We start from the raw sequence: 22,784 nt of genomic DNA on the forward strand, positions 1-22,784 counted from the left end.
CTGTCACGAGCTACGAGCGGCAACTGGCCTACTGAAGACAGCCGTATGGTGTCGTTTGTGGCGCGGTGGGGACCATTCGATCACGGTGATGAGTACATTCTGCCGGAGTTCGGCATGGCACCGGCGACTTTCTATCGTCGAGTGCTGGCACTCGTCCGGGAAGCACCACCCCCGGCAATGGGCGAATCTGAACGAGAACGTGTGATCGGGCTGTGCTTAGCCAAACTCGCCGCTCTGAGCCTTTCCGATCGAATGCGCACTCGTTCGGCCGGTCACCCGCCGAACTCCTGACAACGGAAACCCAATGCCCCCTCGCACGAGAGGCCGCATACGTGCTGAACACTATCGACCGCGCGGGAAAGGTGCTCGATCTCTTCACGGCTGAGACACCTGAGTGGGGTGTGACGGCGGTTGCCGCAAGACTGCAGCTGCCGAAGTCGACGACCTTCGACATCATGGCCAGTCTCGCAGCGATTGGTATGCTGCAACAGACTTCAGGCGACCGCTATCGACTCGGCTGGCGCGTTCTGCACATCAGTCGTCGGCTCATGAGTTCCAGCTGCCTTGACGCAAACGCGAATCGCCGCGTGGCGGTGCTCGCCCACCAGCTGTCAGCTGTGGTCACCATCGGTGTATGGGACGGCCAAGGTGTCGTCTGTATCGCAAACGCGTCAACGGACGGCACCGAGCCGATAGTCACTGACGCAGTCCATATCTCCGGTCACACTTCGGCACTCGGAAAACTGCTCATGGCGCAGCTACCGTGGCCGACGGTAGAAGAACGGATCGAACGAAGCGGATTGCCAAAATTCACGGAGAAATCGGTGGATGACGTGAATATCTTTCGGGCCCAGCTTATCTCCGCTCGACGCGACGGCGTTGCGATGGAGTACGGTGAGACCTTCCCGGGCCAGTCGTGCGTTGCCGTAGGCATTTATCAACGTGACCACCGGGCGATTGCAGCCTTGTCGATCAGCGTGCCGACGGAACGACTGCTGAATCGGAGTGAAGAATACTGCCGTATCGCCCGACGGACAGCCGTAGCCTCGTCATACAGAACGAGGTTCCGCCGTGCTGAAACGCTCATAGACCGCTTGTCAGCACGGCATGGTGGCTCTCGCGGGACACGGTGTGGCGGTGTGGGTCGGCCGGGCAAATGGGGTTGCCAGCTCCCTCGGACCCGTTGACCGCGTCACCGTGGTCACCGGCGCATCATCGTTGCGCGCGACATTGCTGCCGGTGACGTCACTTCCATGAGTGAAGGACATCGCACCCATCGCTACAGCCGCTGCCGCACCCATCACAGCCGACAGCGTCTTGACGCTTCCGATGACGCGCCGAATAGTGTTCGCTCCCATAGTGTTCTCCCATCGAGGTACCGGCCCGCCGGCACTCCGGAAGGCCATTGATAGTGACGGGAGCCACAATGCCCGTGAGATATGAGGCACGTCATCAGTTGTCCGACTATTTCGGATCCGTTTTCGTCGCGGTCTCCGCGGAGGCCGGTTGGAGTGCTTTGTACGCCAACATGTCTGACCGCAGCATCGGCACAACGCAGATGGCCGAGGGTGCCCGCCACAACGAAATCCATTGTTCCCGTGTCGAATTAACTGGCAAGGAGGACTTCGCGTTCGCTAACCCTCACTGGGGTTCGGTGACATGGCGGCGCAGGGAACGCTGCACACGACGCATTCGCGCAACCCAACCGTCATAGTCCGCACCCTTGCCGCGAAACATGTCCAGGACCTGCGGGTGCGGCAGAACCATGAAGCGGTCTTCTCGTATGGCGTCGATCGTTTCCGCCGCAACCTCCGCTGCGCTGATGACCCTGCCGGACTTGATAATCGATTGCGCGCCGATTTGACTCGAGGGCCCCTGAGAGGAACACACCGCGTCAAGGAGGGGCGTATCCACTCCCAGTGGACACACACAGCTCACGCCTATTCCGTCCTCGCCGTGTGTGATTGCGAGCCATTCGGCGAATCCGACCGCGGCGTGCTTGGTGACGGCATACCCAGCAGAACCGAGCTGAGTCAGCAGGCCGGCTGCCGATGCGACCGACACGAAGTAGCCGCTGCCCCGGGTGAGCCATCCCGGCAGCAGCAGCTCCGCTGCATTGATATGAGCGCGCAGATTGATCGCAAGGATCTTGTCCCAGTCACCGGAGTCGCCGAGCCCTGCAGCGCCCATGATGCCGGCATTGGCGACGAAGAGGTCGACGGGCCCGAAGTGCCGTTCGGCGCCAGCGATCAAGCTTGTGATGCCGTCAACGGCCGACGCATCCGCCTGAACACTCGTTGCGGCGTCACCGATGCGCTTCGCAGCGTCCGTGGCTTTATGCTCATCGAGGTCGCCGATCACGACCTGCACTCCATTCCTGGCTAGCTCGATCGCCAGTGCGCGGCCGATTCCTGATCCGCCGCCGGTGACGACGGCAACCTTGTTCTCGATCTGCATTCTGACCCCGTTCCCGTCACACCAGGCATGTGTTCGCTATCTAGCGGGGCAGCACGGTGACGGAGATATCGCCGGAGTGGTAGCGCTGCCTCATCAGCTTCTTGTCGTACTTGCCAACGCCTGTGCGCGCGATGGTGTCGACCACGGCCCACCGCTCGGGCAGCCACCATCGCTGCACCCGCTCGCCGAGCCAGGCCTTGAGGTCTTCGACGCGCGAGGCGGAGCCGGGGCGCAGTGTCACCAATGCGAGTGGTCGCTCATCCCAACGGGTGTCAGGTACACCGATGACGGCAGCTTCGACCACATCGGGATGACCGACAAGAGTGGTCTCGAGGTGAACGGAACTGATCCATTCGCCACCGGACTTGATGACGTCTTTGGCTCGGTCCGTGAGCGTCAGGTATCCGTCCGCGCTGATGTGTCCGATGTCGCCTGTGTGGAGCCAGAGTTGCCCGTCGGAGTCGGTAGAGAAGTTCTCGGCATCGATGCCACGGTGGTAGCTACCGGTGATCCATGGGCCACGCACTTGCACTTCGCCGACCGATTGGCCGTCGCGGGGCAGAACAGTACCCGCGTCGTCGACGATGCGTCCTTTGGTGCCGAACAGGAATCGGCCGGTGCTGTTGAGCTTTCGCTGCTGATCGGCAGTCGGCACACCGTCGGGAGTGTCGGCGATGGTGACGATCGGGCTGGTCTCGGTCATGCCCCACGCTTGGACCAGTGGTACGGCGAACTCGTCACGGTACGCGGCGACCAGGGATGCCGGCACCGCGGAGCCGCCACACAACACCCGACGCAACGAGTCGATGCGATGGCCGGGGTTGTCGCGCAACCACTGCAGCATGTCGTTGAAAACCGTAGGGACACCACCAGACAGCGTGGCGCCGTGCGTGCCGATCATGTCCACGAGCGTGTCGGGTTTGAGGTGGCGGTGCGGCAATATCAGTGTTGCGCCGGCCATCAGTGCCGCGTACGGAATGCCCCACGCGTTGACGTGAAACATGGGCACTATGGGAAGCACCCGGTCGCGAGAGGAGATACCCGCAACGTTGGCCGTGCAGACGGCGAGGGCGTGCAGATAGACCGACCGATGACTGTAGATAACACCTTTGGGATCCCCCGTGGTTCCACTGGTGTAGCACATTGCCGCTGCGCTGTGTTCGTCGAGCGCCGGCCACGCGAAGCTGGCGGACTGACTGTCCACGAGTTGCTCGTAGGTCACCACGTTGGGTACCAGACCTGATACCTCAGCGAGTTGAGCGTCGGTCGGACCACCGGCAATGACGAGAGCGGCCAGTTCCGGCATCAGTGGCAACGCCGGCCGCAGCGTGTCGAGCAAACTGGCGTCGACGATGATGATCCTGTCGCCGGCGTGGGTGGCGATGTAGCCGAGTTGCTCAGCGGTGAGGCGAATGTTGAGTGTGTGCAGGACTGCGCCGGAACATGGCGCGGCGAGGTATGCCTCGAGGTGCTGCTGGTTGTTCCACATGAAGGTCGCAACCCGGTCACCGGCACCGATGCCGAGTGCAGCCAGCCCGTTGGCCAGCTGAGCCGCACGCGTTGCGACTTGAGCGTATGTGGCGACGCGTGCGTCGGTGTTCGGACCTGTGTAGGTGATGACCTCGGAATCACCGAAGGTTCCATCGATCCCGTCCAGGATCGCGGTCAGCGTGAGCGGGACGTTCTGCATGGTGGCGCGCATGGTCATAGGTGTGGTTTTTCCGATCATCTGTCGCGCCGTACGCGCGAAGTAACAGTCAGGCTGTGAATCACACGGATATGAAGACCCGTTCTCAACTCCGGGAGGTGTAGAGCACAAACGCGTTGCCCCATGGATCCTCGGCCACCGCTCGAGTTTCGTGCGGACCCGCACTGGGCGCGACACGCAATGTCCCGCCGGCGCCCAGGATCGCTTCTAAGGAGGCGTTTACATCAATGACCTTGAAAGACGCGACAACCGAAGTTCCTGCGACATCCTCCCCTGGGCCGGCGAGCGCGAGGGGGGTCCCGGCATCGAGCATCGCAAACCGCACCCCATCGACGAACTTGACGGGCAGCGTCAATGCTCGATGGTAAAACTCAGCGGCGGCCGCAACATCGGCGACCCGGTACATAACATTGCCGATCGACGCGCGGGTGACATGTGCCATTTGCATAGGTTCCTTCGAATCCGTAAGGGGCCAATGAAATCAAAGCGCTACGGCAGAGAGTCCGCGTGGTTCCGGTACGGCGGGAAGCGCAGACACCGTCAGGCCGCACGCGGACGCTCGACGGACGTTCTCCGCGCCGGCCAAAGTCACTGCGGTAAAACCGAGCTCAATGAGCATTGCCGTAACGCAACCGTGAATCAACTCTGATTCCGACACGGACAACCGCGGGGCAGACGTGATGGGGTGCCGTAGATACACGACAACTCCGCCGTCTGTTGCGAGACGCCCACGCCACCTGTCGAATTCGAGTCTGCAACTGCAACCAGCGGCGAGTTGTGGGTCGTGATGTACACATTCGACGACAACAGACACCACTGGATCCGCAGGCCCGGGTGTCGAGCCACCGATGAAGACCGTATGCCGGGCGCCCGTCAGTTGGTCTTCGAAATCGACTGCCCGGACAAGCTTACCCGCAGACTGGTCCACCCGATTCTGAACGAGCAGAACCCGTTTACAACGGCCATCACCGTGATAAAGGCGGTGGTGAACGACACTGTCAATGTGCACCATCGGCAAATTGTGTCTCTGAGCGAACGCACGGATGGCGGGCTCCCGCGGTAACTCGCCGTCCTCGTCCAACAGCGCAGCGGTGAGACCCACCGGCGGAAGCCCAGCGATGACACAAAGATCCACCGCCGCTTCGGCACTCCTTTGGCGCGTGAGAACTCCGCAACCGGCGGTCTTCACCGGGAGGACATGACCGGGCCGCACTAGATCACTGGGACGGGAGCTGTTGCTTGCCAGCACGCGAGCGGTACGGGCGCGGTCGGCCGCGCTGATACCGGTACTGATCCCGTACGCGGCATCTACTGCGACCGCGAACGTCGGCGCTTCATCGTCGGAGTCGCCACCGCGGGCCATGGTTGGCAGATCGAGTTCGGCTGCGCGACGTGCGGGTAGGGCGGCGCAGATCAACCCGGAGGTGAACCGCACCAGCCATGCCGTCCAATGCGGTGTGGCGTGAGCAGCGGCGATCAAGACATCGGCCACGACGCGGTCGTCGGTCCCGCTGAGAACGAGAATCGGAGTGCCATCGTGCAGGGCGTCAACGGCTCGATCGATAGATCGCCGTGCCGCACAACTGTGCGCTGTCATGAGTCGTGGCCAACCGCGAGCATTCGAAAACTGCTGTCGTGGAACACAAGCGGCGGCACGCCCTCGTTCGTCGCGGCCGCCTTGACTTCGAGCAGGACCACGTCGTGGTCGCCGGCAGAAATGGACGTGGAGATCTCGCAATCGAGGTGCGCCGCGGCGTCCGTCAGCAGCACCGCATCGGTTTCAGTGGCGAACCAGGAGACCCCGGCGAATCGATCCACATTCTTGGACGCAATCTGGCGACACGCGGCTTCGTGCCGCGACGCCAGGACGGAGACACCGAGATGGCGTCCGTCAGCCAGTAGCGGCCAGGTCGTTGACGTGTGCTGTACGCAGATGGACACCAACGCCGGATCGATGGAGACCGGTGTGAACGAAGTGGCGACAATCCCGACCGGTTGTCCATCGCGCAGTGCGCACACCGCGGCGACGCCGGTCGGATAGCGACCGTAAAGTTTGCGTAGTTTCGACACATCCCGGTCAGAGTCCCCAGACAAAACGGGATCGAGGGTGGTCATCGCTTGTACTCCGTTCTCGTGGATGTCACGCGCCGCGGGCGCGGGCGTAATCCGCGATGAGGGATGTCACCGCGTCGAGGCACGCCGCCCCAATCCATTCCGACGCGCCTTCCGGGTCTCCCAGAACGCCGTTGGGAGACACTGCTCCAATTCCGTCTTGAAATGCGCGATCGAGTAGCTGCTGGTCCACCTTGCCGGCGTAGCCGCGGGTGAACCGGTCGAGGCGGACTTTCTGCGGATGCAATGCGAGCATCACCGATGTTTCTGCGACGTCAGCATGCCCGCCCACGTTGGCGCCCAGAGACGCCACGCTTTCGGCCGCCAGTTGCCATGCGTTCAATATGGCCTCGGTATCGGAGAAGACGATGACCGTCAGCGGCGCGAGTGCTGCCGCGAGTCGCACCTCGAAGTCGCGCATTACGGGATGGTTGCCGATGTGCCCGGAGAACATGACGATTCGCTCGAATCCATGTTCGGCGAGGTGGCTGCAGTAGTCGTGACAGACCGCCTCCAGCGTGGACGCGCGAAGCGACAGGGTGCCGGTGAAGCCGAGGTGGTGCGGTGAATATCCCACGCGAACCGTCGGCAGAACCAACGCGCCCCCAAGACGGCGCGCGACCCGCACCGCGAGCTCGTCGGCATGGTCGGCATCCATCGACAGCGGTAGGTGCTGACCGTGCTGTTCCACCGCGCCCAGTGGGAGGACTGCTGTGCGGGCTCCGTCCGCGACCGCCGCGGTGATCTCGGCGCTTGTCATGAACTCGAACCGAATCTCGTCCATCGATTCCCCTAGCTCGGATTCCCGCCGGCGAAGCGAGCCTGGCGGGCAATCTCCCCCTGTTCGCCAACGTCGTACATATCGTCGACGAGGTCACTGAACGACGCGAGGATTGCGGAGCGCCGTATGGTCCCTTTGAGCGTCAACTCACCCTCGGCAGCCGACAGCAGTCGTGGCAGTACACGAAACTTCTTCAACTGCAACGGTCTTGAGAGTTCGGAGTTGACTTCGTCGATCCACGCGGTCAACACGGCATCCCGCTCAGCGGTAGTCATGGCCCGTGCCTCTTCGCTCGGGCCGACCAGCACCGTCAGATACTTGCGTCCCTCACCCACGACGATCGCCTCATCGATGTGCGGGCTGGCCTTGAGGCGAAGCTCGATTGGCTGTGGGCTGACGGTTTTTCCTCCGCTGGTCTTGATGATGTCTTTGATCCTGCCGATGATCCGCACTTCCCCGTCGGGGGCCATCTCCACCAGATCACCTGTGCGATACCAGCCGTCATCCATCGCAGCGGCAGTCGCCTCGGGATCGTTCAGGTAACCACGGAAGAGGCATGGGCTGCGCAGCTGCAGCTCCCCCTCGCCGGAAACCCGCGCTTCCCACCGTGGATCGGGCATGCATTTCCCGATCGTTCCGGGCGCCGGGAACGCCCGATCCCACTGGGCGATAACCGATCCACAGGTCTCTGTTGTGCCGAAAAGCTCGCGAAGGTCAAGCCCCCATGTCTGCCACAACGCTGTCACCTCGGGAGACATGCTGCCCGAGGCAGTCCAGCCGACCCGGATGCGGTCCATACCGACCTTGGCACGCAGGGGAATGAACACGCGACGGAGACAGACGTTGTAGAGAAGCGCGATATACCAAGGGACATCACGATTCTTCCAGCGCATGTCGCTTACTCTGCGGGCGATCTGCATCGCTATCGCGTACTGCATGCGGAAGGCAAAACCAGACTCCGAGAGCTGCTGGAGCAGTTCTCCGGCGAGCTTCTCGTGCATCCGGGGTGGCCACAGGACTGCTGTCGGCCGCACGCCGACGAGCGCGTCCAGCCGTTGATCCATGGTGCAATAGGTAATGACGAGGCGAGTCATGATCGGGGTGAACACCCCGATCAACGCGGGCGCAACGTGTGAGAGACCAAGGAACGCGACGAGGTCGTGCCTGACCCTGCCGACCTCCGGGTACGACATGGCGAAGGCCAGCACGGAGTACTGCAGAGTCCGATGTGTGTGGATCACACCCTTCGGCGCACCGGTAGATCCCGATGTATAGAACAGAGCCGCTGGCTGGTCGATGTCGCCCGCCCCGACCAGCGTTGCAAACAATTCCGGCTCTGCCAGGGCGAGGGATCGGCCGCGATCGCATAGTTCGCTCCAGTGCACGGACCGTACCGACGCCGGTAGCCCCTGGGGTTCGGTGTCGAGACCGACCGTCGCACGCAGTCGAGGCAAGTCGTGCGCTACAGCGGCCACCTTCGCGGCGTCTGCTGCGGTTTCTGCGAAAACAATGGTGGCCTCGGAACTCTCCAGCGCCTGTTTGACTTCCGCGACTGAGCTGGTGGGATACACACCCACGGGTACCGCACCAAGACTGAGGATCCCCAGCGCGGCGATGACCCACTCCTGGCGGGTCGCCGACGCGATGGCCACCCGGTCACCGGGCGCAGCGCCGAGGCCATGTAGACCAAGGGCGATCTCTCGTACCTGCTGGAGATACTCCCTCCAGGTGGTCGGGTGGGCGACCCCGTCCACCCAGCTGCAATACGCAACCACGTCCGGTTCGCGCTCGGCGCGGTCGCAGAGCATCTGTGCGAAAGTTCGATTCACTGCCTCGAAACCCGCCAGTGTTCTCAGCACTGGCACCTCGTCGGGTCCGGTCGCCGACGACGTCGGCGCACTTGAGTTCTGCATCTTCATATTCAGCCCAATTCCTCAGCCAGGTCATAGAGTTCGGTGCCGGTATAGCGGCGGGTGACCTGCCACTGGCCGTCGATGACCTGGAAAACTCCATAATCAGGGGCCGCGGTGTTGGTCGAAGTGAAGTCCACCGGACCGGATGCGCCCTGGTAGTCGATTTTCTCGCCTTTGGCCAGTAGTTCCAGACCATCATCCAGCGTGTAGACCGGCTTACCGCCCGAATCGGTGACTTTGTGCAAGTTTTCGGCGATCGCGACCCCGGTGGCTTCTCCCCCGGCCGCCATCGCCAAGATCGCCGAGACGATTGCGTCGTAGGTGAGGCCGGCCGTCGGTTGTTCGGCAATCTCGTTGCCTTCTTGCTCTCCGTACTCTTCGGTCAGCAGCTCCCGCATTCCCGCGATGGCCGGGGAATCGGCGGCCATGGGAGTCTGACCAAACGCGCCTTCCAAGTATTGAGCACCCACCTCCTTGATCAGGACCGGGTAGGTCAGCTCGGAGATGAACGACCAATTGCCGGGAAGGCGCAACCGTGCCCACTCACGCAAGATCGGCACGGCAGGCTCGACAGAGCCCGCGAGGAACACCATGTCGGGCTTGGGCTCGAACGCGCTGCGGACCTCTGGGAGGTAAGAGCTTTGACCACCGTTGAACGCGACCTTCGCGACGACCTTGCCGCCGAGCTTCGTGTAGAAGTCCTCGACCCAATTAGATGTACTACGCGCAGAGTCCACGTTCTCGTACAGAATCGACAAAGTCTTGAAACCCTGATCCCAGATGTTCTTCGCCACCGTCAGACCGTCGAAGGTGTCCGGTCCGACAGTGCGGAAGGTGTATGGATTGGCTCGGGCGTCGAATTCGACCATGCCTGCATAAGGTGACGCGATCACCACTTCGCTTCGCTCCGCCTGATTGAGCGTTGCCATGAAGGTCGCCGATGTCGGCCCGACGATGAACTGAGCGTTGTCACTGTTGATGAGCTTGGTGACGGCACGGACGCCGTCCTCCGCGTTGAACTTTTCGTCCTCGCTCACTACTTTCAGTTTGGTTCCGTTGATGCCACCAAGATCGTTGACATGGTTCACGACCGCGCGGGTAATCGAATCGACGGGGCCGCCCCATACCGCCGCTTCTCCGGACAGCGGCGCGGCGACACCGATCACTGCCGTGCCGTCGCCCTCACCACATCCGACGAGCGTTGCGCCCGTAGCCACTGCGACGGCCATCGCCGACAGCTTGCGCACTGCCGTACCGAGTCTGTCCATCTCTCAAATCTCCTGTACCAGAACCGAATCAGGCTGTGGGAATTCGGGCGCCCAAGAAAATCTCGGCGAAGTTCGGGTCGGCCAACAGCTCCGGTCCGCTCGCCTCGTGCCGGATCTGACCTGAATCCATCAGGAACACTCTCTTGCACAAGGGGAGAATCTGGCTCGGGTGTTCCTCGATCACCCAGAGGACACCGGTCCCACCGCGCTCGATGCGACAAATCTGTTCGATCAGTGAATCGACAATCTGGGGAGCGAGACCCGTCGTTGGTTCATCGAGAATCAACAGTTGTGGTCGCATCAGCAAGGATGAGGCGATCGCGAGCTGCTGACGCTGGCCTCCGGAGAGTGTTCCCGCTCGTTGCTTGCGCCGCTCGGCAAGGATCGGAAAGGTCTCGAAGACCTCGTCGAGCCGCTCACGTGGCAGGCGCATCGCGCGCGTGACAACCTCGAGATTGTCCTCAACCGACAATGCCCCAAAGACGTTGCGTAACTGAGGGGTATAGCCAAGGCCGCGGCGTGCCCGCTCGCGCGCGGACAGCCCTTCGAGATTCTCCCCGTCGAGCGTTACAGACCCGCCGCGAGCATCGACCACTCCGGCGATGGTCTGGACGAGTGTCGTCTTACCCGCCCCGTTGGGGCCGATGATGGCGGTGATGGACCCGTGTTCGGCGCTGAGGGTGACGCTCCGGATGATGTTGTTGCGACCATATCCGCTGGTCAGATTCTCGACATCAAGCAGTGGCATGGCGCGCTCCCAGATAGGTCTCGACAACGACGGGATTGCTGATGACCTCGGCCGGCGGACCGTTCGCGATGACCCGGCCGTCGTACATGACATACAGCGCATCGGAGATCGCGTTTATGAACGACATGTTGTGCTCGATCACCAGGACCGTCATATTGTCGTCGGTGCACAGATCCCGCACGGTCATCGACAGCCGATGCTGGTCGTCGGGGTTGAGCCCAGATGACGGCTCATCCAGCATCAGCAACGACGGCGGCTCCATGAGCAGACGGGCGATCTGGAGCAGACGCCCTTGCCCAATCGACAGATCGCCTGCGCGAGTGTTCGCCAGTTCGGTCAGTCCCATGCGGTCCAGGAGATCCCAGGCACGTCCGACCAGGATGCGTTCACCGGCAGCCACACCGCGTGGTGACGCGAAGAGGCGCCAGAGACGCTCACCTGGCGCCGAGCGCGCCGAGGTGAGCAGATTCTGCAGAACCGACATGTCGGTGAAATCGGCGGTGTTCTGGAATGTCCGCTTGAGGCCCATCCGCGCAAGCCGATGCGTCGGCGCACCCGTGATGTCACGGCCGTTGAAGATCACCGCGCCCATGTCAGGCCGGAGAAACCCGGAGATCGCGTTGAACAGTGTTGTTTTCCCGGAGCCATTCGGGCCGATCAGGCCGGTAACCACGCCCGGGCTGATCTTCATCGCTACACCGTCGAGCGCCCGTAACTGGCCGAAAGTCTTTACCAGAGCGGACACTTCGAGTAAGGGATCCGGGGTGGGCATCATCGGCCTCCCGCCGCGGTGGTGGCCAGCACAGGTGCCGACAGGTTGGTGGTGCCGGGTCTCGGGTAGCTGGCCAAACGCGGCCGGAACAGACCACCCGGCCAGAACAGCAGGATCAGGATCAGGACCAGTCCCTGCAGGGCATCCTGCAGACTGGCCATGACTTCAGAGGTGAGGAAGCCGGCCTCGATGTAGGTGAGCCCCTCTCGTAGGCCGAGAAGCACCACCGCGCCGAGCACCGCACCCGCGTTGCTGCCGATCCCGCCGATGATCAATGCGATGAAGACGGTGAAGGTGATGTTCACGTTGAAGAAGGTCGGCGTGAGGATCGACAAGTACCAGACGTACATGACTCCGGCCAGGCCCATGAAGAATGAGGCGAACACGAAGGCCTTGAGTTTGACCGCGTAGACGTTCACTCCGAGCGAGCGCGCAACGGCTTCGTTTTGGTTGACGGCGAGCAGGCTCCGACCGTACGCGGATTGCGTCACACGCCGGAAGACAAGGAAACTAATTCCGAGTATCACCAACACAAGTGCCGCGACATACAGTGACTGGGCTCGGCCCGGAATGCTGTCAAGACTGGGCACAGGTGCATCCAGGAGACCGCGTGCACCATTTGCGATCGCCGGCTGGTTGATGAAGAGCTGACGCATGACCTCGGCCAATGCCAGGGACACTACCGCGAGATACTCGCCGCCGATCCTCAGCAGGCCGCATCCCACGACGAGAGCGAGAAGCGCGGCTGCCAGACCACCGATGATGGTGCCGGCCCACCAAGGCAGGCCCAGGCCGAGAATGTAGGTATACGAACCGGATTGGGCGGGCATCACTGTGAGCGCGTAGGCGTACGCTCCGATTCCGAAGAATGCTGCCACGCCGAAGTTGACCATTCCGCCGAAACCGAACTGCAAGTTCAACGCGAGAGCTGCGACCGCATAGATACCGATCAGGATGGCCAGCCCGCCGACGATCAGCAGAGTGCTCACGCGACACGCTCCTTCGGACCGCTGAAAAGGCCCTCGGGCCGGACGAAGACAACCAGGGCTATGGCGGCGAAGACCACCATCTGGGTGTACTCCGAAGGGATTGCCAAGGTTGCCAAGCTTGAGGTGAGACCGACCAGAATGGCGGCAAGCATCACACCGTAAATGCTGCCGAGCCCGCCGATGATCGCGGCGGCGGAGATGACCAGTACCTGATCCCAGCCGAGTTCGGGATAGATGCGTGCCGTGAGCGCAATCAGAGTCCCGGCCAGCGCCGCAAGTGCGCTGGCGACGGCCCAGGTGAGGTACTGCAGATACGAGGTGTTCACCCCCCGAATCTGTGCAAGCGCCTGATTGTTCGCCATAGCCCGCAACGCCCGGCCGCTGTAGGACTTCGAAAGCCAAAAGTGCAATGCCACAACGACTAATGCAGCGGTGCCGATGACAGCGATCTGGTCGGCCCCTGCGACCGCGACACCACCGACACTGATGGTCTTCTGTAGTGGCACATCCAGCGTTTTCACGCCGAATCCGGTGAAGAGCTCGATCATCGCGTGCAGGAAGAATGCGAGGCCCACCGAGGCGATCATCGGAATATAGTGGGGGCGTTGACGCATCGGCCAGAAGATCGCTCTCGCAGTCACCACTCCCACCAATGTCGTGACGACGATCGCCAGGACGCACGACACGATCCAGTGCAACCCGACCAAGACGTTGAACCCGTATGCGCTGAAGCCACTGAGCACGATCAGCTGCGGATGCGCGATGTTCAGAAAACCCTCGACCCGGCGCAGCAGTTCGAAGCCCACCGTGGCCAGCAGCAGAACCGCGCCGCTGACCAGTCCGGCAACGACGACGATCAACACGACTGCGCCTTGTCTGCGGAAGCCCTTCGGCCACTCCATCGTTGCCGCAGCTCGCGTGCGAGCGGATCGTCGAAGTAGTCGGCGGCGGCCTTCAGCGTCCGTTGAAGGGACGCATCGTCAGTTACATCGTCCGGATCGTTGACGCTGCTCTTCAAGGCACCATAAAGCACGGGCGCCTTCGAGCCGGCGGCGCGCGCCGTTGAGACGGCCCTAGCAATCAGCGCTTTGTGATCGGCGACAAGTTCGTCGACGAGGCCGATGTCTTGAGCGTGGTGCGCGTCGAAGAGCTCACCGGACAGGATGATTCGCCGGGTGACGCGCACACCGAGCACCATGTTGGCTCGTTGGATTCCCTTGTCCGCCGGCAGCAGTCCGTGATTGATCTCCGGAAACCCGAAGCGCGCCGAGTCGACCGCCAACACACTGTCCGAGAAGAGCGCGACCTCCATACCGCCACCAACACAATGTCCGTTGATCGCGCTGACCATCGGCCGCGGGTAGCGGTCCATCGCGACCAGCAATGCGTGGAATTCCCGCATGCGGAAAGCGATTTCGTCGGCATGCGCACCTTCGAGCTCTTTGATGTCGCCTCCGCCGCTGAAAAACCGCTCACCCTGACCGGTGAGCACGATCGGTGGTGCGTCGGGCCCGGCGCCGAGTTCCGCGAACAGGCCCGCGAGATCGTGGATGAGCTCACGGTTCATCGCATTTGCCGGAGGCCTGTCCAGCGTGACCACCAGAACGCCATCGTGGTCAGTGGTGCGGAGGGTGGCGGACTGGCCTGTCGCGAGTGCGCTCATCGGTCACCTGGCTGCGTTCGCCGGTCGCGGTCCGAGCACAGAACGCCCTTCGCCGCGTGCGGACGGAAACTCCGGCGGGCGGCCTTCGCGGAAGGCCTGCCGGGCCTCGAAATAGTCTGCGCTCGCGAAGCCGATGACCTCCAGAGCAGCGGAAAGCTCGTGCTGCGGAAGGGCGTTGGTGAGCCATCCGGTGTTCAGCGACCGCTTGGTCCAGCGAATCGCCTGCTGCGAGCCCTGCGCGAGTTCGTCAGCGATCTCCAGTGCGCGATCCAGCACATTCTCCTTCGGCACGGCGAGACTCACCAAGCCGATTCGTTCGGCCTCGATGCCGGTCATGCTCGCCGAAGTCAACTGGTAATACTTCGTCTTGGCCATCCCCACGAGCAACGGCCAGATGAGCGAACTATGGTCGCCGGCGACCACACCGACGCGGGTATGTCCGTCTCGAAGCAGTGCATCCTCGGCAGCCACGCTGATGTCGGCCAGAAGCGCCATCGACAAACCCCAGCCGACGGCCGGGCCGTTGATCGCCGAGATGAGCGGCTTGTCCATGTTGAGGATGGCCGTGATCCGCCTGCGCTCGCCCTCCATGAGCGCCACCGCTTCGTCCAGCGAGGGCTCCGGCTGGCGTACGTCCATGCCCGTGCAGAAGCCACGGCCCGCCCCCGTGATGACGGCAACCCGAGTGTCCGGGTCTCGGTCGACGTCCACCCAGATGTCCGACAGATGATCGAACATCGGCATCGTCAAGGCGTTGAGCCGGTCGGGTCGGTTGATCGTGATGAGCAGTACGCCGTTGGGTCTGCGCTCGATCAGGATTTCCTCGGGGTAGCGGCTGAAAACGTCGTCAGCGGCCAATTTGCTCATCGGGTCTCTCCTACTGTGACAACACTTTTGTGGGAATTCGATTGGGATTTCGACTCTTCGAACGCTTCGACCTCCGCATAATGAGCGGGCCGGGCCGTGCGGATGTCGGCCAGAATCGCGTCAGCGGGCCGCACCACCGCCCGCGGGTTCTTGAACCTGGGGATGACGTACTTGCCGAAGAGCTCGATCGACTTCATCAGTTCCTTGTGCGGGAGTCCGTCGATTCTCATGACGATCGCGTCTGCGCCAAGGTCGGCGAACCGCTGCACCTGTGCCGCACAGTCATCCGGGTCGCCCACGATGAACCCGGACGAGTCCTCGAACATGTACCGCTCATCGTCGAAGTCGACGTTTCGCACCGCACCCATGTACTGGTAGTCGGCCGACAACTTGGACAGGCGCTCATACGCGTCGGTCGAAAGAGCCACCGTCTCCTTGAGATTCCGTGCCCACTTGAGGGCTTCCGCACGCGTCTCGGCACAGTGCATCCCGCCTCCGACCGCGACGAGCTTCTGCGCTTGGAGCGGATAGGAGTGCGTAGCGCCGTCGAGGGCCTCGTCGTAGATGCGCAACATGCTCTCGACAAACTCGAAGCCCAAGTAGAAGCCACCCACGATCGCTCCGATGCCGAGCTCGGCGGCCTTGCGAACCGACTCGGGACTTCCGGCAGCCATCGAGATGGGCGGATACGGATGTTGAATTGCCTTGGGTACGAGGCTTCGTGGCGGGATCTTGTAATGTTCGCCGACGTAGGAGAACACGTCATTGTGCAGGGCCCGGCGAATGACCTCCAGGCCTTCGATGAGCTGGGCCTTGTTCTCGCTTGGCTCGACTTCGAAGGCGCGCAGCGCAAGTGTCGTGTTCCCTCGCCCAACTCCGAGTTCCACTCGGCCGCTGGACAGGATGTCTTCTGTTGCCAACCTTTCGGCGACGCGAAGAGCATGGTTGATGCGCGTGGGCAAGAGAGTGACCAAGTGCATGAACCGGATGCGCTTGGTCAGCGCCATCAGGTAGGGGTAGATGACCTCGGGTGCGGAGGTGGTCGCCGTACCGATCGCGACGTGCTGCTCGGATGTCCCGAACGCGTCGAACCCCACCTCCTCGGCAAGTAGGACTTCGTCCACGAGCTCCCGGTAGCGGTGCTCATGGGTATGCCCCGGGACCGTCTCGCCTTCGCTCATGAATATGAACCGCATATTCACACCACTTTCCACTAGGTGAACGCTTCTTAACGTAAGGCGCATCACGCCGGTTGTCAACGCCAGCTAACGAACCAGCCATCAGCCCAGTCCAGATGGTGCATATGCGCTGTTTAACGCATTGTTAACCGGCCACGCCCGACCGCTTCGTCATCTCTCCGACACCCCTCCAGCAGAAGCTGGGCTCTTCGACATATTAATGGTCATTAATGTGGCTGCCTCGCTTCGTCTGCCATAGCGGTTCTAACGCCGCTATTACATGGTCTGCACTGCTCCACCGCTTCCTGGTTGCGGCGGCGTCTACCCACCGTGGTTATGTTGTTGGCCATGACCACTGACGATGCGGCGCACGAGCCGTCCACCGGCACCTCACGCCGAGATGTGTTGCTCAAGGTGGCCGCCGACTTGTTCCTGCGAAACTCCTACGACGGAGTCACCGTGGACATGATCTGCACCGCGGCCGGAATTTCCGGGCCGGGTCTCTACAACCACTTCGAGAACAAACAGGCTCTCTTGATCGCCGTAGTGGAGAGCCCCCTGGCCGCCCTGCATCAGTTCGCCAGGGAAACCGCGGAGTCGGAGCCCGATCCACGCGCCGCACTGGAGATCCTCGTCGACTTCCACATCAGAAGCGTGATCGGCGCAGCTCCAACGACGTTGATCTTCATGAAGAACGAGCATGCGTTGCCCGAGAAGGACCGGCGCCGTATCCGGCGCGAGATGAATCTCTATGCCGAGGAATGGATTTCGATCGTCGCAGCACTGCGGCCCGACTTGTCCGAACCAGAAGTGAGACTGCTCACCCAGGCAGTGTTCTCGATGCTCAATGTGGTGGCAACGCTGAACAAGGGCCTGGACCAGGAATCGATCGTCAAAACGATGTCGACCGCAGCGATTAAGGCGCTCACCTCACCCAGCGAAGAATGACATACCGGCCAGCCAAGCGCTCGTGTTAAGAGATTTCGCTGCCGGAATTCGGTATAGCGCTCCACTTTTCGCCGTGGTGGGGTGGCGTGGTAACCCATATGCCTAAGCTCAGCTCCATTTCATGGGGTTTGCGCTGCTCTGCCCACGACGTTCATCGCGGCAATCAACGCCCTCGGCTGCCGGGACGGCGCGCGATGGCCGCGTCGATGTCCGTGCTCGCGGGGTGGCCCGACGTGACAGCTCGACCATCCAGCCAGTGCCTATGGGTTCTGGACGCGCGTTGCAATCTCTTGCAACGGTAGTGACCGCGCTCTCATCTCCATAGCATCTGTGACCGCGACCGACGCCGGCGAGAACCACCGCGCGGCGTCGGTATCGAGGCACCGGCCAGAGCAGCTCTGGCCGAATTGCGAAGGAGAGACATGGCGTTGACCAAGCCGGAGTTGCTACACGCATATCGCAAGATGGCCGAGATCAGGGCATTCGAGGATCGCCTGCACGAAGAGAACGCAACGGGCGATATTCCGGGATTCATCCACCTGTACTCGGGTCAAGAGGCGATCGCGGTTGGTGTATGCGAAAACCTCGGTGACCGTGACTACATTGGCTCGACGCACCGCGGGCACGGGCACTGTATCGCCAAGGGCTGCGACATCCGGGCAATGATGGCCGAGATCTTCGGCAAAGACGATGGCTTGTGTCACGGTAAGGGCGGCTCGATGCACATCGCCGATCTGTCCGTCGGCATGCTGGGAGCGAACGCGATCGTCGGCGGCGCCCCGTCTCTTGCGATCGGCGCCGCGTTGACCGCCAAAAATCTTGGAAACGGCTGTGTGGCAGCAAGTTTCACCGGCGATGGCGGGTCGAATCAGGGAACTGTGTTCGAAGCCATGAACATGGCGGTCGTGCTGGATCTGCCGATCGTCTTCGTGATCGAGAACAACGGCTACGGTGAGGCCACCGGACGCGATTACGCCGTCGGGACGACCAGCATCGCCCAGCGGTCCGCGTCCTTCGGCATGCCCGCAACCACCGTGGACGGGACCGACTTCTTCGCCGTGTACGACGCCACCCGCGAGGCGGTGCAGCGTGCCCGAAGCGGCGGAGGCCCCTCCACGATCGAGGCCGTAGCGCACCGATTCCACGGCCACTTCGAGGGCGACGCCCAGTTGTACCGGACACCCGAGCAAGTCGCCGAGCTACGCACCACCGACGACCCACTGCAGAAGTTCCGCGCATCGGTCGCGAAGACCATAGATGCTGACGAACTCGACGAGATCGACCGGGCAGCTCGTGAGCTTGTCGACACAGCCGTGGCCGAGGCCCGCGCCGCCGCCTATCCGCCGGTATCCAGCCTGCTCACCGACGTCTACGTCGCGTACTGAGGGAGAAACACGATGAGCCTTTCGAACATCACCTACCGCGAGGCAGTCAAGGACGCGCTGGCGCTGGAGATGCGACGTGACCCGACGGTCGTGCAGATCGGCGAGGATCTGCGCGGCGGCCAGGGTGGCAGCAATCCGGCACTGGCCACCGAGAAGGTCGAAGCGTTCGGCGGCGTTCTCGGTGTCACCAAGGGTCTGTGGAGCGAGTTCGGGTCAGAACGCGTCATCGACACCCCCATCACTGAATCGGCCATCATCGGCATGGCGGCTGGTGCGGCGTTGACAGGTCTGCGGCCGGTTGCCGAACTGATGTTCATGGACTTCTTCGGCGTCTGCTACGACGCGCTCTACAACCAGGCCGCGAAGTTCCGATACATGTTCGGCGGCAAGGCCCGTACACCGCTGGTGGTGCGCGGCATGATCGGTGCCGGATTCTCCGCAGCCGCGCAGCACTCCCAGTCGCCCTACAACGTATTCGCCGCCGTGCCGGGCCTCAAGGTGGTGGCGCCTTCGAATCCCTATGACGCCAAAGGACTTCTGATTCAGTCGATTCGTGATGACGATCCGGTCGTCTTCTGCGAACACAAAACGCTGTACGACATGAAAGGCGAAGTACCGCAAGAGTCCTACACCATCCCACTCGGTGTCGCCAACTACACCCGGGAGGGCAGTGACGTCACCGTGATCGCCCTGTCGGCGATGGTGAACGTCGCCAACAATGCTGCCGATACCCTTGCCGCCGAGGGTATCTCCGTCGAGGTGGTCGATCCACGCACGGTGTCCCCGCTCGACGAGGAGAGCATCCTGGAATCGGTGGCGTCGACCGGCCGAGCGGTCATCGTCGACGAGTCCGCGGCGCGGTGCGGGTTTGGGCACGATGTGGCCGCACTCATCACAACGAAGGCCTTTTGGTCGCTCAAGGCGCCGATCGAGCTCGTCACACCACCGCATACGCCTGTGCCGTTCTCACCGGCGCTCGAGAAAGAGTGGCTGCCCTCGGTCAGCCGAGTCGAGGACGCCATCCGCCGGGCGGTGTCGGCATGAGTGACCTGGCCGTCATCGAGATCCCGAAATGGGGACTCTCGATGGAAGAAGGCACCGTCGTGGAGTGGCTCGTCACTGAGGGCACCGCATTCACCAAGGGTGATTTGTTGTGCGAGATCGAGACCAGCAAGATCACCAATCAACTTGAAGCCCCGTTCGACGGGCTGCTGCGAAGGATCCTCGCCAAACCTGGTGACACTCTCCCCGTGAGCGCGCCCATCGCGATCTGTGCGCCCATGTCGGTCAGCGATGCCGAGGTTGACAGCTTCGCCGCCGACCTCGCAAAGACGACAGGCGAGGCGTCACCCGCACCGCAACTCGCGCCCGCCCCAACCGCCACTTCTCCTGTCGTGCAGTCGCTACCGGTCGCAACCCCGGTGACGTCGCCGGCCACGCCGGCTGGTCGCGCCACCGTCGTCCCCGACGTGCTGCACGGCAAGACCCAAGGTGACGTGTTCGCCACCCGTCACGCCCTGCGCCTGGCCGACGAGCTGTCGATCGATCTGGCACGCGTCACTCCCACCGGGCGGGGCGGCCGTATCTCGGTCACCGACGTCGAGCAGGCCATCCTCGACGCGGGCGGGACGGTCGCCGCCAAGGCCCCGGCCGTGCGCAGTGGCATCCCGGGTAGATCGACCCGCGACGACCGTGGTGTCGCCGCCACTCCCGTCGCGCGTCGGCTGGCTGGGAAACTCGGGGTTAATCTGCACGACTGCCGCGCAACGGGTTCGCGGGGCCGGGTCTGCGAAGCAGACGTACGCGACGCGGCGCGGCGATTCAGCCCCGAACCCGCTGCCTCGCCGAACGCGCCGTCATCCACCGCTGCCGTCGACCACGAGACGATTCCGCTGTCTGCCATGCGGCGGGCGATAGCTTCACGACTGCAGGAATCGAAACGCAACGCTCCTCATTTCCGGCTGACCGTGGATCTCAAGATCGATGACCTGCTGCGGCTGCGCGACGAGATCAACGCGACCGTCGCGGGTGTGAAACTGTCGGTCAACGACTTCATCGTCAAAGCCTGCGCCATGGCGCTGGTCAAGGTGCCCGATGTCAACATCCAGTACGACGAGCAGGCGCAGTCGGTACTGCGCTACACGTCCGCGGACGTCTCTGTCGCCGTCGCTCTTTCCGCTGGGCTCATCACACCGATCGTGCGCGGCGCCGACGGACGGTCGCTTGCCCAAATATCGGCCGAGATAGCCACATTGGTGACGAAGGCGAAAGCCGGCACCTTACAACCCGACGAATTCCAAGGGGGCACCTTCACTGTGTCGAACTTGGGGATGTTCGGCGTCAGGGAGTTCGACGCGATCATCAACCCGCCCCAGGGCGCGATCCTGGCCGTCGGAACCGCCACCAATCGGCCGGAGATCGCCGGCGGCGAACTTGTTTCGACAACCATTATGTCCGTGACCTTGTCGTGCGATCACCGGGTCATCGACGGCGCCACGGGAGCGAGGTTCCTCCAGCAGTTGCGGGCTTACGTCGAATCCCCCGCCCTGATGTTGGTTTAGGAGATTCCGAAATGACCGACAACTTCGATGTCCTGGTGATCGGCGGCGGCCCCGGCGGCTACGTGGCCGCCATCCGGGCCGCCCAGCTGGGCCTCAACACCGCCCTCGTCGAACGTGACCGTCTCGGCGGAATCTGTCTGAACTGGGGCTGCATTCCCACCAAGGCGTTGCTGCACGGCGCCGATGTCGCCCATGCCCTGGCCAATGCCCACGAGGTGGGATTCACCATCGGTGCAGTCGAATTCGACATCTCGAAGCTCGTGCAGTTCAGCCGCAACGTTTCGGCGCGACTCTCAGGCGGAGTCGAGTACCTGATGCGCAAGAACGCCGTCACCGTCATCACCGGTACCGCCAGGCTGGCCGGCAAGGGCGTCGTCGACGTCAGCACCGACGCAGGCGTCCAGCGTTACCGCGCCGACCACGTGATCCTGGCAACGGGCGCCAGGCCGCGCACCGTCCCCGGACTCACTCCCGACGGTGAACGAATCTGGACATACTTCGATGCGTTACAGCCGTCCACGTTGCCGCGTTCGCTTGTCGTAGTCGGCTCTGGAGCCATCGGGGTCGAGTTCGCCAGTCTCTACCGAGACCTCGGCACCGACGTGAGAATCGTGGAGATGGCGCCGCGGATCATGCCCGCGGAGGATACGGCCGTATCCGAATTCGTCAGACGGCGCTTCGAGAAGCGCGGAATCGGTGTCTACACAGGATCTCGCGTGACGGCCGCGACAATCCACGACACCGGAGTCGATCTCACCATCGACGCACCCGGCGGTCCCGAGAATGTGATTGCCGAGCGGGTTCTCGTGGCGGCGGGAATCCAGGGCAACATCGAAGGGCTGGGACTCGAGGATATCGGCGTCGAGACGTCAGGCGGCACGATCGTCACCGATGAATGGTGTCGCACAACGGCATTCGGCACGTACGCGATCGGCGACGTCGCGGGCGGGCCGTGCCTGGCACACAAGGCGAGCCACGAAGCGGTGCTGTGCGTCGAGCACATCGCGGGAATGTCCCATACGAGACCGCTCGACACCAACCTGGTTCCCGCCTGCACGTATGCCCGCCCGCAGGTGGCGAGCCTGGGGATGACAGAAGAACAGGCAAGGTCAACCGGACGCCGCCTGCAGGTCGGCACCTTCGACCTGCAGGCTTCGGGCAAGGCCCTGGCCATCGCGAAAGCCGACGGTTTCGTCAAGACGATCTTCGATGCCGACAGCGGAGCCCTGCTCGGCGCACACATGGTGGGCCCAGACGTCACCGAGCTGATCCAGGGCTTTGGGATCACCGCGTCGCTCGAAGCCACCGCTGATGACCTCGCGGACGTGATTTTCGCCCATCCGACGCTTTCGGAAGCCATGCACGAATCCGTGCTCGCGGCCCTCGGCAAACCGCTCAACAGCTGAGGGCGAGGACTGCTGGAGGTTCAAGCTA

Annotated in this window: 21 protein-coding genes; 6 read left to right on the plus strand and 15 right to left on the minus strand. The window is 62.7% G+C overall.

Annotation, left to right across the window (positions count from 1 at the left end; translation table 11 throughout):
* Positions 1-332 precede the first annotated feature (332 nt).
* Positions 333-1,187, plus strand: coding sequence for an IclR family transcriptional regulator (locus ACOI2T_RS33735; RefSeq protein ID WP_409505216.1), 855 nt, complete (start codon positions 333-335; stop codon positions 1,185-1,187).
* A 454-nt stretch (positions 1,188-1,641) separates the two neighbouring features.
* Here ACOI2T_RS33735 and ACOI2T_RS33740 read toward each other — a convergent pair whose 3' ends face one another.
* The 15 genes from ACOI2T_RS33740 to ACOI2T_RS33810 form a co-directional block, all read right to left on the minus strand.
* The gene (locus tag ACOI2T_RS33740; RefSeq protein WP_409505217.1) at positions 1,642-2,457 is read right to left on the minus strand and encodes an SDR family oxidoreductase; all 816 of its coding nucleotides are present in this window, start codon (positions 2,455-2,457) and stop codon (positions 1,642-1,644) included.
* 40 nt (positions 2,458-2,497) lie between these two features.
* Positions 2,498-4,159 carry a long-chain fatty acid--CoA ligase gene (locus ACOI2T_RS33745; protein WP_409505270.1) on the minus strand — a complete coding sequence of 554 codons (1,662 nt, stop codon included), beginning with the start codon at positions 4,157-4,159 and terminating at the stop codon, positions 2,498-2,500.
* A 91-nt stretch (positions 4,160-4,250) separates the two neighbouring features.
* A complete protein-coding gene (locus ACOI2T_RS33750; RefSeq protein ID WP_409505218.1) occupies positions 4,251-4,607 on the minus strand; it encodes a VOC family protein in 357 nt (118 codons plus the stop codon).
* Positions 4,608-4,646: 39 nt separating this feature from the next.
* Positions 4,647-5,762, minus strand: a complete 1,116-nt coding sequence (locus ACOI2T_RS33755; RefSeq protein ID WP_409505219.1) for a 3,4-dihydroxy-2-butanone-4-phosphate synthase — start codon at positions 5,760-5,762, stop codon at positions 4,647-4,649.
* A complete protein-coding gene (locus ACOI2T_RS33760) occupies positions 5,759-6,280 on the minus strand; it encodes a flavin reductase family protein (protein ID WP_409505220.1) in 522 nt (173 codons plus the stop codon). The genes ACOI2T_RS33755 and ACOI2T_RS33760 overlap by 4 nt, the downstream gene beginning before the upstream one ends.
* A gap of 25 nt (positions 6,281-6,305) precedes the next feature.
* The gene (locus tag ACOI2T_RS33765) at positions 6,306-7,061 is read right to left on the minus strand and encodes a creatininase family protein (RefSeq protein ID WP_409505221.1); all 756 of its coding nucleotides are present in this window, start codon (positions 7,059-7,061) and stop codon (positions 6,306-6,308) included.
* Between the two features lie 8 nt (positions 7,062-7,069).
* Positions 7,070-8,977, minus strand: coding sequence for an AMP-dependent synthetase/ligase (locus tag ACOI2T_RS33770; protein ID WP_409505222.1), 1,908 nt, complete (start codon positions 8,975-8,977; stop codon positions 7,070-7,072).
* Positions 8,978-8,979: 2 nt separating this feature from the next.
* Positions 8,980-10,218 (minus strand): ABC transporter substrate-binding protein, encoded by a 1,239-nt coding sequence (locus ACOI2T_RS33775; RefSeq protein ID WP_421875263.1) that lies wholly within the window; start codon positions 10,216-10,218, stop codon positions 8,980-8,982.
* A gap of 49 nt (positions 10,219-10,267) precedes the next feature.
* Entirely contained in the window at positions 10,268-10,987 is a 720-nt protein-coding gene (locus ACOI2T_RS33780; RefSeq protein WP_409505224.1) for an ABC transporter ATP-binding protein, read from the minus strand.
* Positions 10,974-11,732 (minus strand): ABC transporter ATP-binding protein, encoded by a 759-nt coding sequence (locus ACOI2T_RS33785; protein WP_409505225.1) that lies wholly within the window; start codon positions 11,730-11,732, stop codon positions 10,974-10,976. The genes ACOI2T_RS33780 and ACOI2T_RS33785 overlap by 14 nt, the downstream gene beginning before the upstream one ends.
* Before the next feature lie 26 nt (positions 11,733-11,758).
* Entirely contained in the window at positions 11,759-12,748 is a 990-nt protein-coding gene (locus ACOI2T_RS33790) for a branched-chain amino acid ABC transporter permease (RefSeq protein ID WP_409505226.1), read from the minus strand.
* Positions 12,745-13,611 (minus strand): branched-chain amino acid ABC transporter permease, encoded by an 867-nt coding sequence (locus tag ACOI2T_RS33795; RefSeq protein ID WP_421875268.1) that lies wholly within the window; start codon positions 13,609-13,611, stop codon positions 12,745-12,747. Before ACOI2T_RS33795 ends, ACOI2T_RS33790 begins: the two co-directional genes overlap by 4 nt.
* Complete coding sequence (locus tag ACOI2T_RS33800) at positions 13,605-14,411, minus strand: enoyl-CoA hydratase/isomerase family protein (RefSeq protein WP_409505228.1); 807 nt, start codon at positions 14,409-14,411, stop codon at positions 13,605-13,607. The genes ACOI2T_RS33795 and ACOI2T_RS33800 overlap by 7 nt, the downstream gene beginning before the upstream one ends.
* Before the next feature lie 3 nt (positions 14,412-14,414).
* Positions 14,415-15,278, minus strand: coding sequence for an enoyl-CoA hydratase/isomerase family protein (locus tag ACOI2T_RS33805; protein WP_409505229.1), 864 nt, complete (start codon positions 15,276-15,278; stop codon positions 14,415-14,417).
* Positions 15,275-16,459 (minus strand): LLM class flavin-dependent oxidoreductase, encoded by a 1,185-nt coding sequence (locus tag ACOI2T_RS33810; RefSeq protein WP_421875272.1) that lies wholly within the window; start codon positions 16,457-16,459, stop codon positions 15,275-15,277. Before ACOI2T_RS33810 ends, ACOI2T_RS33805 begins: the two co-directional genes overlap by 4 nt.
* Before the next feature lie 345 nt (positions 16,460-16,804).
* Here ACOI2T_RS33810 and ACOI2T_RS33815 point away from each other — a divergent pair, with 345 nt between their 5' ends.
* From ACOI2T_RS33815 to lpdA, 5 genes are all read left to right on the plus strand, one after another.
* Positions 16,805-17,404: a TetR/AcrR family transcriptional regulator gene (locus ACOI2T_RS33815; RefSeq protein ID WP_409505231.1), complete on the plus strand. Its 600-nt coding sequence runs from the start codon at positions 16,805-16,807 to the stop codon at positions 17,402-17,404.
* A gap of 422 nt (positions 17,405-17,826) precedes the next feature.
* On the plus strand, positions 17,827-18,789 hold the full coding sequence (locus tag ACOI2T_RS33820; RefSeq protein ID WP_409505232.1) for a thiamine pyrophosphate-dependent dehydrogenase E1 component subunit alpha: 963 nt from the start codon (positions 17,827-17,829) through the stop codon (positions 18,787-18,789).
* A 12-nt stretch (positions 18,790-18,801) separates the two neighbouring features.
* Positions 18,802-19,833 (plus strand): alpha-ketoacid dehydrogenase subunit beta, encoded by a 1,032-nt coding sequence (locus ACOI2T_RS33825; RefSeq protein WP_409505233.1) that lies wholly within the window; start codon positions 18,802-18,804, stop codon positions 19,831-19,833.
* Complete coding sequence (locus ACOI2T_RS33830; RefSeq protein WP_409505234.1) at positions 19,830-21,350, plus strand: dihydrolipoamide acetyltransferase family protein; 1,521 nt, start codon at positions 19,830-19,832, stop codon at positions 21,348-21,350. The genes ACOI2T_RS33825 and ACOI2T_RS33830 overlap by 4 nt, the downstream gene beginning before the upstream one ends.
* Before the next feature lie 11 nt (positions 21,351-21,361).
* Positions 21,362-22,756, plus strand: coding sequence for a dihydrolipoyl dehydrogenase (gene lpdA, locus ACOI2T_RS33835; protein ID WP_409505235.1), 1,395 nt, complete (start codon positions 21,362-21,364; stop codon positions 22,754-22,756).
* Positions 22,757-22,784: the final 28 nt, after the last annotated feature.

Origin of the sequence: Mycolicibacterium wolinskyi str. Jessa 2025, assembly GCF_049241375.1 — a bacterium.
GTDB classification, from domain to species: Bacteria; Actinomycetota; Actinomycetes; order Mycobacteriales; family Mycobacteriaceae; genus Mycobacterium; species Mycobacterium wolinskyi.

Excerpts from the sequence above, each read along its gene's own strand:
- ACOI2T_RS33750 (WP_409505218.1), bottom strand. The coding sequence starts at position 4,607 with ATGGCACATGTCACCCGCGCGTCGATCGGCAATGTTATGTACCGGGTC.
- ACOI2T_RS33825 (WP_409505233.1), top strand. The coding sequence starts at position 18,802 with ATGAGCCTTTCGAACATCACCTACCGCGAGGCAGTCAAGGACGCGCTG.
- lpdA (WP_409505235.1), top strand. The coding sequence starts at position 21,362 with ATGACCGACAACTTCGATGTCCTGGTGATCGGCGGCGGCCCCGGCGGC.
- ACOI2T_RS33745 (WP_409505270.1), bottom strand. The coding sequence starts at position 4,159 with ATGCGCGCCACCATGCAGAACGTCCCGCTCACGCTGACCGCGATCCTG.
- ACOI2T_RS33765 (WP_409505221.1), bottom strand. The coding sequence starts at position 7,061 with ATGGACGAGATTCGGTTCGAGTTCATGACAAGCGCCGAGATCACCGCG.
- ACOI2T_RS33755 (WP_409505219.1), bottom strand. The coding sequence starts at position 5,762 with ATGACAGCGCACAGTTGTGCGGCACGGCGATCTATCGATCGAGCCGTT.
- ACOI2T_RS33820 (WP_409505232.1), top strand. The coding sequence starts at position 17,827 with ATGGCGTTGACCAAGCCGGAGTTGCTACACGCATATCGCAAGATGGCC.
- ACOI2T_RS33830 (WP_409505234.1), top strand. The coding sequence starts at position 19,830 with ATGAGTGACCTGGCCGTCATCGAGATCCCGAAATGGGGACTCTCGATG.
- ACOI2T_RS33810 (WP_421875272.1), bottom strand. The coding sequence starts at position 16,459 with ATGAGCGAAGGCGAGACGGTCCCGGGGCATACCCATGAGCACCGCTAC.
- ACOI2T_RS33800 (WP_409505228.1), bottom strand. The coding sequence starts at position 14,411 with ATGAGCGCACTCGCGACAGGCCAGTCCGCCACCCTCCGCACCACTGAC.
- ACOI2T_RS33780 (WP_409505224.1), bottom strand. The coding sequence starts at position 10,987 with ATGCCACTGCTTGATGTCGAGAATCTGACCAGCGGATATGGTCGCAAC.
- ACOI2T_RS33815 (WP_409505231.1), top strand. The coding sequence starts at position 16,805 with ATGACCACTGACGATGCGGCGCACGAGCCGTCCACCGGCACCTCACGC.
- ACOI2T_RS33805 (WP_409505229.1), bottom strand. The coding sequence starts at position 15,278 with ATGAGCAAATTGGCCGCTGACGACGTTTTCAGCCGCTACCCCGAGGAA.
- ACOI2T_RS33770 (WP_409505222.1), bottom strand. The coding sequence starts at position 8,977 with ATGAAGATGCAGAACTCAAGTGCGCCGACGTCGTCGGCGACCGGACCC.
- ACOI2T_RS33740 (WP_409505217.1), bottom strand. The coding sequence starts at position 2,457 with ATGCAGATCGAGAACAAGGTTGCCGTCGTCACCGGCGGCGGATCAGGA.
- ACOI2T_RS33760 (WP_409505220.1), bottom strand. The coding sequence starts at position 6,280 with ATGACCACCCTCGATCCCGTTTTGTCTGGGGACTCTGACCGGGATGTG.